Annotated in this window: 14 protein-coding genes; 8 read left to right on the top strand and 6 right to left on the bottom strand. The window is 41.3% G+C overall.

Annotation, left to right across the window (positions count from 1 at the left end; translation table 11 throughout):
- The first annotated feature begins 54 nt into the window (after positions 1 to 54).
- The 4 genes from EZ437_RS10465 to EZ437_RS10450 all read left to right on the top strand — a co-directional run bounded on the left by EZ437_RS10465 (position 55) and on the right by EZ437_RS10450 (position 4920).
- Positions 55 to 687 carry a response regulator gene (locus EZ437_RS10465; protein WP_131595871.1) on the top strand — a complete coding sequence of 211 codons (633 nt, stop codon included), beginning with the start codon at positions 55 to 57 and terminating at the stop codon, positions 685 to 687.
- 98 nt (positions 688 to 785) lie between these two features.
- Positions 786 to 2009, top strand: a complete 1224-nt coding sequence (locus EZ437_RS10460; protein ID WP_131595870.1) for a hypothetical protein — start codon at positions 786 to 788, stop codon at positions 2007 to 2009.
- A 57-nt stretch (positions 2010 to 2066) separates the two neighbouring features.
- Entirely contained in the window at positions 2067 to 3542 is a 1476-nt protein-coding gene (locus tag EZ437_RS10455) for a lipase family protein (RefSeq protein ID WP_131595869.1), read from the top strand.
- 148 nt (positions 3543 to 3690) lie between these two features.
- A complete protein-coding gene (locus EZ437_RS10450) occupies positions 3691 to 4920 on the top strand; it encodes a purple acid phosphatase family protein (RefSeq protein ID WP_131595868.1) in 1230 nt (409 codons plus the stop codon).
- A gap of 46 nt (positions 4921 to 4966) precedes the next feature.
- On the opposite strand, the gene EZ437_RS10445 is transcribed toward EZ437_RS10450, so the two are convergent.
- From EZ437_RS10445 to EZ437_RS10430, 4 genes are read right to left on the bottom strand one after another with little or no spacing between them, the layout of a single operon-like run.
- On the bottom strand, positions 4967 to 5887 hold the full coding sequence (locus EZ437_RS10445; protein WP_131595867.1) for a peptidase associated/transthyretin-like domain-containing protein: 921 nt from the start codon (positions 5885 to 5887) through the stop codon (positions 4967 to 4969).
- 7 nt (positions 5888 to 5894) lie between these two features.
- Positions 5895 to 6860: a carboxypeptidase-like regulatory domain-containing protein gene (locus EZ437_RS10440; RefSeq protein ID WP_131595866.1), complete on the bottom strand. Its 966-nt coding sequence runs from the start codon at positions 6858 to 6860 to the stop codon at positions 5895 to 5897.
- Between the two features lie 48 nt (positions 6861 to 6908).
- The gene (locus tag EZ437_RS10435) at positions 6909 to 7847 is read right to left on the bottom strand and encodes a hypothetical protein (protein WP_131595865.1); all 939 of its coding nucleotides are present in this window, start codon (positions 7845 to 7847) and stop codon (positions 6909 to 6911) included.
- A gap of 4 nt (positions 7848 to 7851) precedes the next feature.
- The gene (locus tag EZ437_RS10430) at positions 7852 to 8838 is read right to left on the bottom strand and encodes a carboxypeptidase-like regulatory domain-containing protein (protein ID WP_131595864.1); all 987 of its coding nucleotides are present in this window, start codon (positions 8836 to 8838) and stop codon (positions 7852 to 7854) included.
- Between the two features lie 354 nt (positions 8839 to 9192).
- Here EZ437_RS10430 and EZ437_RS10425 point away from each other — a divergent pair, with 354 nt between their 5' ends.
- Positions 9193 to 9609 carry a hypothetical protein gene (locus tag EZ437_RS10425; protein WP_131595863.1) on the top strand — a complete coding sequence of 139 codons (417 nt, stop codon included), beginning with the start codon at positions 9193 to 9195 and terminating at the stop codon, positions 9607 to 9609.
- Here the strand turns inward: EZ437_RS10425 and EZ437_RS10420 are convergent.
- Positions 9606 to 10676 (bottom strand): aminotransferase class V-fold PLP-dependent enzyme, encoded by a 1071-nt coding sequence (locus EZ437_RS10420; RefSeq protein ID WP_131595862.1) that lies wholly within the window; start codon positions 10674 to 10676, stop codon positions 9606 to 9608. The two genes, EZ437_RS10425 and EZ437_RS10420, sit on opposite strands and share 4 nt — an antisense overlap.
- Before the next feature lie 29 nt (positions 10677 to 10705).
- Positions 10706 to 11293, bottom strand: coding sequence for a DUF4833 domain-containing protein (locus EZ437_RS10415; protein ID WP_225869550.1), 588 nt, complete (start codon positions 11291 to 11293; stop codon positions 10706 to 10708).
- A 153-nt stretch (positions 11294 to 11446) separates the two neighbouring features.
- Here EZ437_RS10415 and EZ437_RS10410 point away from each other — a divergent pair, with 153 nt between their 5' ends.
- From EZ437_RS10410 to EZ437_RS10400, 3 genes are read left to right on the top strand one after another with little or no spacing between them, the layout of a single operon-like run.
- A complete protein-coding gene (locus EZ437_RS10410) occupies positions 11447 to 12574 on the top strand; it encodes an NAD(P)/FAD-dependent oxidoreductase (protein WP_131595861.1) in 1128 nt (375 codons plus the stop codon).
- Positions 12571 to 13293 carry a methyltransferase domain-containing protein gene (locus tag EZ437_RS10405; RefSeq protein ID WP_205942677.1) on the top strand — a complete coding sequence of 241 codons (723 nt, stop codon included), beginning with the start codon at positions 12571 to 12573 and terminating at the stop codon, positions 13291 to 13293. The genes EZ437_RS10410 and EZ437_RS10405 overlap by 4 nt, the downstream gene beginning before the upstream one ends.
- 7 nt (positions 13294 to 13300) lie before the next feature.
- The gene (locus EZ437_RS10400) at positions 13301 to 14389 is read left to right on the top strand and encodes a type III polyketide synthase (protein WP_131595860.1); all 1089 of its coding nucleotides are present in this window, start codon (positions 13301 to 13303) and stop codon (positions 14387 to 14389) included.
- The last annotated feature ends 15 nt before the right edge of the window (positions 14390 to 14404 follow it).

Genomic DNA, 14404 nt, shown 5'->3' with positions numbered 1-14404 from the left:
ATTTGGTGATGTCAGGACAGGATTTAAAGTTTAATTAATGTGTACTTTCATAAAATGACAAGAGTAGCAATTTTTGATGACAATGAAAGGATCAGGAACAGTTTGTATATGTTGCTGGACGGCTCGCCGGGCATTGAAGTAACCGGTGTTTTTGAAGATGCAGAACAGATTGGGCTTAAACTGCAAAAAAGCCTGCCTGACCTGGTCCTGATGGATATAGATATGCCAGTTATAAATGGCATTGAAGCCGCGAAACAGATCAGGACAATCCTGCCTAAGGTGGTGATCATTATGCAGACCATATTTGACGATGAAGAACGCATTTTTCAGAGCCTTAAAGCCGGCGCACAGGGATACCTGACCAAAGATGCGGCTCCACTGAAGATCATTGAAGCTATTGAAGAAGCCATGGCCGGAGGCAGCCCCATGACACCGGGAATAGCACGCAAGGTGATCAATTACTTCACTTCCAATCATTCTGACCATGACGAATTCAACCTCAGCCTGCGCGAAAAAGAGATCCTTCAATTGTTAAGCGAGGGTCTGAGCTATAAAATGATTGCCGCACGGCTTTATATCGCTTATGAGACCGTACATTCTCATATCCGTAAGATCTATCAAAAACTGCAGGTGAACAGCTTGGGTGAAGCGCTTTCACTGGCTTTCCGTAAAAAAATCATTTCCTGACCTCCTGGTTGGTTATCGTCATAACGCTTCACCATAATTGGCGATTGTAGCCCGTTTCATAAGCCGGTAGTTTTACAGCTGATCATTAGTCAGCTTTTATGAAAACTACATTATCTATTTTACTTACCTCATTTAGTCTCATTAGCATTAGTGCTGCGGCCCAGCAAACTAACGCGGTTAATGAAAAAACAAGCCCAAAAGAATTTAGCATTCCTGCTTCCCCAGTATTCGACCTGATGGGCGTAAGTCCGGCACAGGTAACCAACCTTTCTGACATTAAGGACTTTAAGGTAGACTGGTCTTTTAAGTCATGGAAGGTAAGCCCCAACCTGGCGCTTCAGGCGCAGCCTGTATGGGAGTTATTTTACAACAGGCGCAGCCTGGAAAAATACCGGAAGGCCACGCCGCTAATGCGGCTCCTTTCTACTCTGGATGTATCTATAGGTACGGTCCAAAATGAAGAAAATGACCGCCGGATAGGCTTTGCAGCAAAAATTAGTTTGTTTAGAAAACGCGACCCGCTGATGGCCAATATGTATGATGACATTGAAGTCAAATACAAGGAAGAAACCATAAAGGTGGATGAGGACATCAAGACCGTAAAGGAGCAGCTGGACACTGCAGCCAACATTCTGCAAAAGCCCGGACTGCGCCTGCAGCTTCAGCAACTGGAGTCGCAATATTTCAGTATCAACAGCCGCAGGCAACAGGAGATCAATGAACGGATAAAGATCCACAATGAGGAGTATTGGAACAACGCCTACCTGAACCTGGCGTTTGGCGATATCTATACTTACCAGACCGACAGCGCAGGTACCTTAAAAAAACTCAGGGTCAATAGAAATACAGCTTCTGGCATCTGGCTGAATGGTGGCTTGAGTATTTCTAAAAAGCTTTTTCTATCGGGACTGGTACGTTCCTCATTTTATGAAGACCAGCTTGACTTTATGCTGGAAAACAATGATACAGGCGAACAAACCCCACAACAGTCTATTGCAAAAAATACACTCTTCAGTCTTGGTGCCAACATCCGCTATGGCGGGCCCATCTATACTTTTTTTGTGGAACTACTGCATGAAAGAAAAGCATTGAAGACCGCTGCCGATGCATTGAATGATGTGTTTAATCCACCTGTAGGATTTACCATCATCGGTGAAACCGTAAGATGGAACGCTGTACAACCATACACCATTAATGTGGGTGGCGACTGGCGCATCAGCCGAAACGTGATCATTAATTATGGAATCCGAGGTCTGATGAACAAAAACTTTAAAACCACCTCTTTTACTCCCGTTGTCAATATCGCCTGTATGATGCGCTAAGCCTAAAAAAGTCAATCCTCAAAATAATAAACATTTAAAAACTTAAACCTTAAAAAAATGAAAACCACCAGTATTAAATTAATGATCTTATCAGCCATGCTGTTATTATCATTCGAAAATGTCATTGCCCAACCTGCCAGAGAGATAAACTGTTTCAGGAATTTTGGTGCCAGCGACCAAAACCAGCAGAATGTAAATGCTTATTTGCTGAGTTACCTGTCGGCCATGATATACCCGGAACGACTGGCAAGAGAAACGGCTCAATCTGCAACAAGTTTGCAAAACGACGAACGATTTGCCGAGGCTTTTGAAAATAAGTTTAAACACTGGTTTTACGATACAAATGCTCCCAGACCAACGGCACCAACTGCACCCAGGGATCCCTCTACGGCATCGCTTGATGACTGTCCGAGTTTAAAAAAATACTTCCCGGCGGTAAGCAGCAGTACTGCAGTGACCGGCACCGTCAACAAGGCAATAATGGACAAAGTAGCCCTTAGTAGTAAATCCCCGGGACTGAAAGTAAATCCTGTTATCGCAATGAAGGTGCAAAGGGCGGTAATAGCTGACCCTGCGTTTATGGAAAAGCTGAAAAAAGAGGCTGCGTGTGAAGCTAAATATCAGCTATACCTCGAAGAAGTAAAGAAATATGAGACAGCTTACGACAAGTATGAAAGAGATTATACCGGCTACCAAATGGCGATGCAAATATTTAATGACAGGATACCTGAATTTGAATATTTTCACAATCCGAATCCAAGCGACAGAAGGTTCAGAGATCCGGAAGCAATGCTGATCTCAACCCCTACGCTTGTAATCGTTGTATTCAGAGGTACAGACCGTTCGTCCACTTCATGGACTTCATTTGGCAAAGACTGGGGCGAATGGATTGTGACAGATGCAGTTGCTATCCCGCATACACCCGGAAACGGAATAAGAGGAACGGTACATTCAGGATTCTGGAATTCATTAAGTGCAATTCGTTCCAGACTGACCTCCTCTGTGATACGGCATGGTGGAAAAACAAAAAAAGTATGGATCACCGGACATAGTCTGGGTGGAGGACAAGCAGCATTATTTGCTTCACACTTGCAATTTAGTTCAGCTGTAGACGTGCAGGGTATCTATACTTTTGGCGGACCATCCTGCGTAGGCAATTCAGATTTTGCCAATCAAATGAAAGCTAAATTTACAAATGCCTCAGCAGGGATCCATCGCTTCCAGCGGTTTGAATACGTTAGAGATGCGGTTGCATCCCTGCCAATAGACCTTGGCTCCTTCATCTATGCAAAAGCAGGAACCAGAAATTTAATCGATGGCTATGATAAGTATAACTTTAACCGCGGTGAGCGATCAGCTACCTTTGACGCGGGCATACCTTCATTTTGCCACCACCACCCCGAATTTTATATAAATGGCATACATGCTTTGATAAAAAGAGTTAACCCGGGAATGATCAGTAATTTGCCTTTCCCTACAGATTCTCCTGACGATAAATGGGAAGCATGCTCTCCTATTGACTGGGTATTATAAATTTTCTGATTTATTAGGCTGTCCAATTTGCCAGCGATGCAATATTGGACAGCTTTGTTACAAAAAGAATATTCCACAGTATTGTTATTGAATCCGATCGGTACTATCTTGCGGTTATGACCCCTAGAGGATTTTAGCAATTTAAATTATGGAAAAAGAGTTAACAGGCCTTCCACGTCGTGATTTTATAGGTAATGTTTCCAAAATAGGGATCTTAGGAACATTGGCTGCATTTTTACCTGGCAGTACCTCAGCAGAAGTTTTAGAATCTTTAGTAGCTAAACCCGAGGAAGGCCATGTATTTCTTGCCAAACCTTACCTTCAGGCACCTGCTCCGGATAGCATGACCATAAGGTGGATCACGAATAAGCTTTGCTACAGCTGGGTAGAATATGGCGAGACGGATCTGTCTGTCAAAGCACATAATGTGTCGGACGGTCTTGTGGATGCCCACAACAGGATAAATCAGGTATACCTTAGTGGCCTTAAGCCGGGCACAAAATATAATTATAAAGTACTGTCAAAAGAGATCATTGATTTTAAACCTTACTCGTTAAAGTATGGTGAAACGATCAGTAGTGATACTTATTCATTTACCACTCCACAAATAAACCCTTCATCAGTTTCCTGGCTTATCATGAACGATATTCATGACAGGCCGGAGTCTATACCACATCTGATGAACCTGAAGGGAACGGACGATTATGATTATGTCTTTTATAATGGTGATATTTTTGACTACCAGACAGATGAACAGCAGATCATAGACCACATGCTTAAGCCTTCTATTGAAGCTTTTGCCAGCACTAAACCCTTTATGTTTGTTCGTGGGAACCATGAAACAAGAGGTAAATTTCGAAGGGAGCTGAAGAACTATTTTTCCAACAAAGGAGATAAAGGATACTATGCCTATCAGTGGGGACCGGTGTATAACATTGTACTGGACACCGGTGAGGATAAGCCTGATGATGCACCAGTATATGCAGGAATTGTCGATTTTGACAGCTACCGCAGGGAACAGGCCAAATGGGTAGAAGAAGTGATGAAATCAACTGCATTTAAGAAAGCTAAATTCAGGGTGGTGATGATGCACATTCCACATTTTCACTCGGGCGACTGGCATGGCCCTATGCATTGCCGTGAACTTTTTGCTCCCTTATTTAAGAAATACAAAGTGGACATGGTGATCTCTGGTCACACGCATAAATATGGCGTATGGCCACCTTCTGAAGAGCATGCTTACCCTATTATTATTGGTGGTGGGCCATCTGACGGCAACCGGACATTGATAAAGATCAAAGCTGATGCAAAAACATTAAAGATGAGTATGCTTAAAGATGATGGATCGGAAGTCGGAAGCTATACATTGAATAGTTAGCGTGATTAGGCGGGAAATCGCAGTACTTTTATAAGCTTTTGGCCTATTAATAGGCGATGGTAGCTTTGATGGCTAAATCAGTAAAGTCTGGCAAAAAATAAGTGTAGGGTTTCCACTCCCGTTTCATATTTAATCCCCAAATATTAAGTTTTGGCCCCTTAACCGGAGAAATACCGATTGCTGGTCTGTAATTAATATGCTGAACATTTCTACTTAACTTTTCATCATATACTGTTGCATATCCCATATTTCTGAAATCACGTAACCACTCTATGGCGACAAAAAAAGTCTTGTGCGGAAGTATGATATTGTACTGACTAAGGTTTATCTTGAATTGACGGTTGTCCTTATCTTTTATTTCAATCAGCTGGCGACATAGGTCCATCCCAGGCTTGCCGGTAACAGTATCAATATCGTAAATGCGAACTCTGAAGGTGGTAACCTCTAAGCCCGCACTGTTGAAATCCACAGAAAATGCAAGGCGATTGACTACTACTCCCTTTAGCTGTATTCCAGACTGTTTAACGTCGAACCGCTGTGCAAGTTGCAGATATTCAAAAAGGCTTGTTTCTGTATGTATTCCTGCATAATTGACTATATCCTTCCGGTTAAAATCATTCAGCAACGAATCCTGTGGCAAATTAGATAAAGCTGACACAGAATCCACTGACACTTTCATTAAATAAAGAGTATCTATAACATCTAGTTTGTAAAGGGGAAGTTTTAGAGTAGTATAATTCTGAGCAGAAAGTATGAGGGTATCTTTCATTTTGCCAAGATTACCTGGGATGCTAAATATACCATCCTTTTCTGTGGTGATAGCCAGCTTTGCTCTAACGATTACCACTGACACTGAGGGTACAGCTAAATTTGTGGCAATGTCAATAACATGAAAAGTGTTGACCTTTTCCTGCGCATGCGCATAACTAGCTAAAATACAAAACAAAAAAATGATCATTCTTTTCATACTTCTTTCAATGATGAACGGTGGCCGATAAAGCGATTTCTAACCCCGAACTTTTTGTTGCTGAATTGAAAGGCTTCCACCTGTTTCTATCTATTTTAACCCAGGATACAGCCGGCTTTTTTTTATACATCGCCAATAGTACAGGGAGATAGGATATCCTGTAGTCCGAAACATTCTCCAGAATATCACCCCCTTTCTTTGTCACTTTACGAACCTTGGGTGATTGAGATAAACCGATCTTCTCGTTATAGGGTATCCTGAGCCACTCCACAGAGATATAAAACTGACTATCCCGGATTACGACTTTATCATCGCTCAAATCTATCCTTATCAATTTAGCATCGTCATGCAGTGAAACAGTTTTGGTAAACAAAACGCTTCCAGGTGTACCGGTTTGCTGATCTACGCGCAGCACACGCAACAGAAACCTAACATTCACATTCGTTTTCAAAGGCTTATGTTCCCTCCGCTTTCTTCCCAAAGCGATATTTTTCAATACCATGTTGCCATTGGGTGCTGTAAATAACTTGGCAAAAGCATAGTTTGTAGAAAAAGTAGTGATCTCCCTGTCAGTCGCAATATCTGCCCAGTCAAATCGGTTGAGTCTGATATCTTTCAGTTTCCTGTTGGTAATGCTTACCTCATCCAATTCAGTATTACTTGGATGAAGCAACAGAAACAAATTGTCTTTATAGGCCGATACCGGCAATTGAAAGGTATGGTACCCAACAGAACTGAAAACCAGCGTATCATTGGGCACAGTATTAGACGAGTTTAAAACGAAGTATCCCTGGTCATTTGTATTGACGCCAATTTTTTCTTTAAGTAGTCTCACCGTAACACCCGGCACAGCCATCTCCGTATTTTTGTCTACTATTTGACCCTCATAGATAGCTTGCCCTTTAACTATGAAAGGTAAACAACAGGCAATAGAAATTGCCAGCAAGATAATTTTGAAGAGTTGAGAGCTCATTATATCCCTAAAATAGCGATTGTATTTCACAAATACAATCTAAATATCTCAATAGGCTACTGTCGCCTTAATTGCCAAATCCGTATAGTCGGGCGAAAAATAAGTGTAAGGTTTCCAATTACCCTTAAAATCTAAACCCCATATATGAAGTTCTGAACTTATAAGCGGTGAGATACCGATAGCCGGTCTGTAACTGAATATCTGAACCTCTTTCTTTATTTTTTCATCGTACACCATATCATATCCCATATTTCTAAAATCCCGCATCCATTCAATGGCTACAAAAAATGTTTTGTTAGGAATTGCAATTTTGTATGGGCTCAGGTTGACGGTAAACTGACGGTTATCTTTATCTCTAACTTCAATTATCTTGTTACACAAGTCCTTTCCTGGCCTGCCAGTAAGTGAGTCTACATCATAAATGCGAATCCTAAAAGTAGTTTCTTCGATCCCTACTAAGTCGCGTTGTATCGTATCGAAATAATCCAAAACGAAGGCCAGTCTCCCGATCACCACCTGTTTCAAGAGCATACCTGCCCTGCTAACCTCAAATTGCTGAGCCAACTGCAAACACTCAAATCGACTGGTTTCTGTTTGCCTGCCAGCATAAAGGGCAATTTCTTTCCGGTCGTAGTCATTCAGCACCAGTTCAGTCCGCGCATCCGTGACCCCGATCAAAGGCTCAGCATCAATCTTGTTTAAGAAGATTGTGTCTACTCCGCTCAAGTCTTGCAAGGCATACTTGACTGTTTGATAAGTTTGAACGGCAAAGATTACTGTATCCCTCATGCGTTTGAGGTCGCCGGGAATAGTAATTAACCCATCTTTTTCGGTAGTGATTGCCAACTTCGCACGGGCTATTGCAACGGTGACTGATGGTATAGCTAGTTTGGTAGTCCTGTCAGCAATATATATAGCATTCCCCTTCTCTTGCCCCTTAAGGGAAAGTGTCAAAATGCATAGTAAAAACAGGATCATTCTCTTCATAACTTCAATGATGTACTGTAGCCGAAAGTGCAATCTCCAGCCCACGGCCACGTGTTGCTGTATTATAAGGAATCCACTTTCCTTTTTCATTCTGTGTCCAGGAAATGGCACCACGCCTTTGACGCATACCGATCAGGGCGGGCTGATAGGTAGTACTGTATTCAGACACGTCCTCAAGTATTACCCCTCTCCTTTTCGTAACCTTACGTATTTTAGGCGCGTAGTTTAGCCTGACCAGTTCATTAAATGGGATCCTCAACCACTCTACGGCGATATAAAACTGCCTATCGGCAATCACAATCGCGTCTTTGCTAAGGTCGACTCGAATAAGGGTGGCATTGTCATTTAGCTGCACTTCTTTTGTAAATAACACCGCACCCGGACCTCCCGTGGCGGGATTGACTGTCAATAAATGCAGCCGGAACCTTGTTTTTGGGCTATTTTTTATGAGTGGACGCACTTCATTCTTGTCCTGAAATGATCTTCGTCCCAAAGCGATATTTTTGAGTACCATATTGCCATTAGGGGCTGCGAAAAGTTTCGCAAACGCGTACATAGCATTAAATGGCTGGGTCCGGTCATCTTGATCCTGAGCAATATCTGCCCACACAAATTTATTTAGTGTAAGGTCTTTCAATTTCCTGTTGGTTATGCCGACCTCCTGCAAATCCGTAGTCCTTGGATGCAAAAGTAAAAACAGATTTTCTCTGTAAAGAGAAACCGGAAGCTTAAATGAATAATAGCCGACTGAGCTAAAGATCAAGGTGTCGTTAGGCTGTGTATTGTTGGAAGTCAATTTGAAGTAGCCCTGCAAATTTGTACTCGCAGCGATGTTTTCCTTCAACAGTCTGACAGTTACTCCCTGCACGGCCAATTCTGTGTTTTTATCCACTATTTGACCTTCATAGAGCACCTGACCATTACTTATGAAAGGTAAACAACAGGCAATAGAAATTGCCAGCAAGATGATATTTACGATTTGAGAGCGCATTGAAGCACCAAAATAATCATTTATTTTCTAAATAGATAACATTTCGGAATTTAAATTTATTATTCTACATTTAATTAATTAACACTCTCATGGTCTACTATCTACGCAAATATCTGGCTCTTCCTTTATAGTTCGAGTACCAGTTACAGCCCGGATTCCCAAGGAGCTATCCTACAGGAACGCGTTTATGCGTCAAATGGACATATCCTATACTCCAGGGCACTGAGTATGATGATCATAAAAACAAAATAGAAGAACGAAGGTATTCAGCTTCATATCTCATCACCAGATCATTTAATTACTAAAAACAATTTCCATTCATATTTCCTTATATACTTAATCAAATGTCAAATTATGGAAAATTCAGAGAATAAACCTCAAGATACAGAAGCTAATAATCACCCGAAGCCCACAGAAGAAGTTCAGATGAATATTGAAACTGTAACACCTGACACAGAAAAAGAAGGATTACCTAATAGTCAGGAAAATAACCATAAGTCTGAAAAATCGCCCGTACAAGATGCGCCCGAAAAACCAGCAGATCCAGAACCATCAGATCCAGAACCATCAGACGAATCGACTGAAGAAAGCAAAGAAAATTCTTCCGAAAATAAGAGTGAGGAAAATTCAGATGATACTACAAAAAAGGAATCTGAAGAAAGTGAATCTGAAACGACGGAAGACAGTACCGAAGAGACTGGTAAAGAAAATTCCAAAAATGATGATTCAGAAAATGATGAACGGGATAAAATAGAAACAACCAGTCCTTAGTCAATCACTTTCAATAACTTTTCCAGATCCTGCTCATCATTATAAAAATGAAAAGCTACTCTCAGACCTGCACCTCTTTGCAAAGTCAGTATATCCGCAGCATCAATCCTTTTTATCAGCTCAACATCGGCAGTGATATTAAAAATAGCCGAATGATCAGCTCGTTGCGCCACCTCCTTTGAAAGAAGGCCTCTTTCTGCAAAAGCTTGCTTGGCTATTTTACCGACTGTCTCAATTCTATTTTGAATAAAGTCGAGACCGACTTCTTCAAAAAGTAAAATAGATTGTTTCAATGTACCAAAGTTCAGCGTATCCAAATGCCCGGGCTCAAAACACAGTGACAATAGCTTCCGGTCTTTTAAAAATGGCTCTTTTGGCAATGCTAGGCCTACCCTTTCTTGGTACAAATATGGGTAAACAGTATCTTTGATTAATACAAAGCCATTGCCATATCCTGCCAGCATCCATTTATACCCACTGCTGATCAATACATCCAGACCTGACTGTTCAAAATTAAAATCTTCTGTTCCGCAAAACTGAGTTCCGTCAGCTACGATCAGTAAATCCGGATTTTGTGCTTTCAATCTCTTCAAAAAACCAAGGTTTATTTTGATACCATTGATATATTGAACAAGACTAATCGCTAATACAGTTGGCCGAAAGGTTATGATCTTATCTAAGATATTTTGCTCTAAATGTTCATCCAGATCAGCATATGCACAGCTAAAGCCGCGGCTTTCTACAGGGTAATTTACAGAAGGGTAATCGCTGGCTATCAATAAAAACCTATGAGACCGGGCTAACCCATCCAGGAAAGTATTGAAAGCAAGAGAGAAATTTTGCGTAAGAAAAGTATTTTCGATGTTTCCGTGGAGAAATCTGGAAACTGTTTGTCGGACATCCTGTAAAAAATCTGCCTGCTGAACGCGAAACTTACTTCCCTGCATCACAAACTGATCATCGTGTGATCTTCTCCACTGTTGTATAGATTCGGCTATAATACCTGAACTGGCAGTATTAAGATAGGTATAATCCTTTAATACCGGAAATTGCTCTTTAAAGTCCATAAACAAATATAAGCGTTTTTTGGATTGGTCTATACCACTATACGCTCAGCAACGACGGTATTCGTTTCAGGATTTATACCCCTGAGTTCCACATACTTTACGTTTGGTAGCCAAAATGACCCTCCTTCTATGCGTACAAAGATCCTTTCCAAACGCATTTTTTTCTTGTTAACAGTAGTATATACGTGGAATTTATTATTATTATCCTTCACCAGATACAAAGCCAGTTCTTTATGGGAAACGAACCTCAGTTCAAAATGATCTTTGCCTAGTTCCTTCGTCTGGATACCATAGGCAAACTTACGCTGTACATAGCTCAGATCGGCTTTTTTTCCATCAATGTTATAACGCACCCAGTAAATCAGCACCGGCTCTTTTCTGTCTACATCACCATTTTTATCTACGTTGAGTTCGCATATAAAAGTATTGGTATTTGGATCTCTCTGTAAATAAAACAACTGATTTGAAATGCCTTTTGGAATGGGAAACTTTAGCGGAGAAGGATTGCTCTTATCAGCTATTTGCCCATGTGCTATAGAAATATTGCTTACCATGGCGCACAAAATTACCATAGCGCAAATCATAAATTTTCTTGAGAGGAATACTTTAGATTTCATTTGGCAAAGATAATTGCTAATATTAGATTACCGAATGTTGTTTTGTCAAAGCCAGGCCATTTAACAGTTTGACTTATTTAATAATGTTAAATAAAGCTTTGGTAAACATTAAACACATTATCATTGTTATCGTTTGTATGTCTGCTACCTGCTATGCTATTTAAAAATGAGATTATTATTGTCGGCGGCGGATTGGCTGGCCTGGTATGCGCCATTCATCTAAGCAAACTTGGGCACAAGGTATTGATTATAGAAAAACATGGATACCCACATCACAAGGTGTGCGGCGAATATGTGTCAAACGAAGTGCTTCCTTACCTGAAATGGCTTGACTGCGACCCATCTGTACTACAGCCGACGAGTATTCAGCGCCTCTCTTTCTCTTCCCAAAAGGGAGAAACCTTGGAATGCAAATTGCCTCTTGGCGGTTTTGGAATAAGCCGTTATACACTCGACAATTTTCTCTTCGAAAAAGCCAAATCAGCAGGTTGCAAGGTGATTAAAGATAGTGTAATTGATATCAGGTTTGAGAATAATGGTTTCGTCATATATACCCAGCTAAACGGCAGGTTTAACTGCAACATCGCGATTGGCGCACATGGCAAGCGATCTGGCATTGACCAAAGGCTGGGAAGGAAATTTATATTTAAAAAATCATCCTGGCTAGCCGTCAAAGCACATTATTATGGTGATTTTCCAGATGAACTGGTCGGCCTGCACAATTTTGATGGGGGCTATTGTGGCGTATCAAAAGTCGAAGACAACAGGATCAATATATGCTACCTCAGCGACTACCAGCATTTTAAAGGGTATAAAAACATTCCCGACTTTCAGGAAAGGGTGCTTTATAAAAATTCGCAGTTGAAGGCAATATTTGAAGGATCAACAATGATATTTGATCAGCCACTCTCCATTAGCCAGATTTCATTTGAGCAAAAAGAACCGGTATCGCAACACATCCTTATGATTGGAGATACTGCCGGACTAATCCATCCGCTTTGCGGAAACGGCATGGCTATGGCCATTCATAGTGCCAAGATTTGTGCGGAAATGAGTGCTGAGTTTGCTGATCAGAAGATTGACAGAAACCACATGGAAAAACAGTATAAGAAAATGTGGAACCATCACTTCAAAACCCGTATGACAATCGGAAGGATATTATCGGGGATGATTAGAAACAAACGGCTTTTTAGTTCTCTGCTGGTTGTATTAATTAAATTTCCAGCGCTCCTGCCATTAATTATTAAAAAAACCCACGGTAAACCTATATCGACTATATGATATTTCCTGACACTTCAAAAAGAAGCGATGCTCCTGAAACAATGGATGATTTCTCTATGGAGGGAGACATCCTAAAAGATGCCCTGGATAAAATCGCAGACATCAACAGGCTTTTAGGTGGCAATAAAGTGACCTTGCAGGGTGTAAAAAAACTACTGGAAGCGGGTAAATTCCAAAAATATCAAGAAATAAGCATACTGGATGTGGGCTGTGGAAACGGAGATATGATACGCACACTGGCAGATTATGCTGCAGAAAACGGATTAAAATTCAAGCTGACAGGTATGGATGCCAATGCATTTACTGTACACCATGCGCGGAGCTTATCGGTCTCCTATCCTAATATTTCGTACCTATGTGCAGATATATTTGAGGAGATTAAACAAGAGCGGGTATATGATGTTATTCTGTGTACGCTGACGCTTCATCATTTTAAAGATGAAGAGATAATTGGATTGATTAAGTGTTTTACATTAAGGGCAAGAATGGGTATCGTGGTCAACGACCTGCATAGAACGGCGATTGCCTATTACTTGTTTATAGCTATTTGCTTCGTATTCAGGCTCAATAAAATGTCGCGTGATGATGGGCTGGTGTCGATATTGAGAGGCTTTAAAAAAGCCGATCTGATCAGGTATTCAAAGCAAATAAAATTAAAAAAATATACCCTCCGTTGGAAATGGGCCTTTAGGTACCAATGGATCATCAATACCAGATAAAACAGATATGAGCCTAGAGAATGTTAAAAGCGCAGAGCGCACAGCGTGTGTTAAAATAATCAGCGTTAACAAGTTATTGCCGCCTTATTCCCGACCCACGGAAGACATCATTCCTCTTTTGGACTCCTGGCTGGTAGGTCAGGATGAGCGCTTCGTGAAAAAAGTGAAAATGATCTTCGCCAATGCAGGAGTAGATAAAAGATATTCGATCATGTCGGCCGAAGAGATTTTTAGCGATATGAGTTTTGCAGAACGAAATGATATTTATGTCAGGGAAGGAATAAAACTGGCTGCAGATTGCCTTGAGATTGCATTGGAAAAGGCAGGATGGCAGCCGGAAGACCTGGACTATATCATTACAGTGAGCTGTACGGGCATTATGATTCCCTCACTGGACGCCTATCTGATCAATAAGCTTAGGTTGAGGCAGGACATTGTGCGGCTGCCGGTAACGGAGATGGGCTGTGCTGCAGGTGTTTCGGGGATGATCTATGCAAAGAATTTTTTAAAGGCCAATCCGGATAAACGTGCGGCTGTGATCGCATATGAATCGCCTACAGCTACTTTTCAGCTACAGGACTTATCTATGGCCAATGTGGTGAGTGCGGCGATATTTGGCGATGGCATTGCCTGTGCCCTGCTTTCTTCTTACTCCGGGGACGAGGGCCCTGAGATCATTGCCGGGGAAATGTACCATTTTTATGATGCTGAACAAATGATGGGCTTTAAACTGAGCAATACTGGATTACAAATGGTATTGGATGTGGCCGTTCCTGATACCATTGAAGCACATTTTCCGGATATTATTTATCCTTTTCTAGCTAAACATGGTGTGACACTGGCAGATATTGACCATTTAATCTTTCATCCGGGAGGAAAGAAGATCGTACAGCTGGTAGAAGGGCTGTTTGGTGCATTGGGTAAAAACATAGATGATACCAAAGAAGTACTGAGGCTGTACGGAAACATGTCAAGCGCTACAGTTCTGTATGTGTTAGAGCGTTTTATGAACGGGCCTGTCAAAAAAGGCGATCTGGGTTTGATGCTCAGCTTTGGCCCCGGATTTTCTGCACAAAGAATATTGCTAAAGTGGTAAAGAAATTTGATAATT

Origin of the sequence: Pedobacter psychroterrae (assembly GCF_004331695.1) — a bacterium.
Classification (GTDB): domain Bacteria; phylum Bacteroidota; class Bacteroidia; order Sphingobacteriales; family Sphingobacteriaceae; genus Pedobacter; species Pedobacter psychroterrae.
This window is presented reverse-complemented; position numbering and strand designations above follow the sequence as displayed.

Bases quoted from the DNA above. Each gene is read 5' to 3' on its own strand.
- EZ437_RS10465 (WP_131595871.1), top strand. From the start codon at position 55: ATGACAAGAGTAGCAATTTTTGATGACAATGAAAGGATCAGGAACAGT.
- EZ437_RS10460 (WP_131595870.1), top strand. From the start codon at position 786: ATGAAAACTACATTATCTATTTTACTTACCTCATTTAGTCTCATTAGC.
- EZ437_RS10455 (WP_131595869.1), top strand. From the start codon at position 2,067: ATGAAAACCACCAGTATTAAATTAATGATCTTATCAGCCATGCTGTTA.
- EZ437_RS10450 (WP_131595868.1), top strand. From the start codon at position 3,691: ATGGAAAAAGAGTTAACAGGCCTTCCACGTCGTGATTTTATAGGTAAT.
- EZ437_RS10445 (WP_131595867.1), bottom strand. From the start codon at position 5,887: ATGAAAAGAATGATCATTTTTTTGTTTTGTATTTTAGCTAGTTATGCG.
- EZ437_RS10440 (WP_131595866.1), bottom strand. From the start codon at position 6,860: ATGAGCTCTCAACTCTTCAAAATTATCTTGCTGGCAATTTCTATTGCC.
- EZ437_RS10435 (WP_131595865.1), bottom strand. From the start codon at position 7,847: ATGAAGAGAATGATCCTGTTTTTACTATGCATTTTGACACTTTCCCTT.
- EZ437_RS10430 (WP_131595864.1), bottom strand. From the start codon at position 8,838: ATGCGCTCTCAAATCGTAAATATCATCTTGCTGGCAATTTCTATTGCC.
- EZ437_RS10425 (WP_131595863.1), top strand. From the start codon at position 9,193: ATGGAAAATTCAGAGAATAAACCTCAAGATACAGAAGCTAATAATCAC.
- EZ437_RS10420 (WP_131595862.1), bottom strand. From the start codon at position 10,676: ATGGACTTTAAAGAGCAATTTCCGGTATTAAAGGATTATACCTATCTT.
- EZ437_RS10415 (WP_225869550.1), bottom strand. From the start codon at position 11,293: ATGAAATCTAAAGTATTCCTCTCAAGAAAATTTATGATTTGCGCTATG.
- EZ437_RS10410 (WP_131595861.1), top strand. From the start codon at position 11,447: ATGCTATTTAAAAATGAGATTATTATTGTCGGCGGCGGATTGGCTGGC.
- EZ437_RS10405 (WP_205942677.1), top strand. From the start codon at position 12,571: ATGATATTTCCTGACACTTCAAAAAGAAGCGATGCTCCTGAAACAATG.
- EZ437_RS10400 (WP_131595860.1), top strand. From the start codon at position 13,301: ATGAGCCTAGAGAATGTTAAAAGCGCAGAGCGCACAGCGTGTGTTAAA.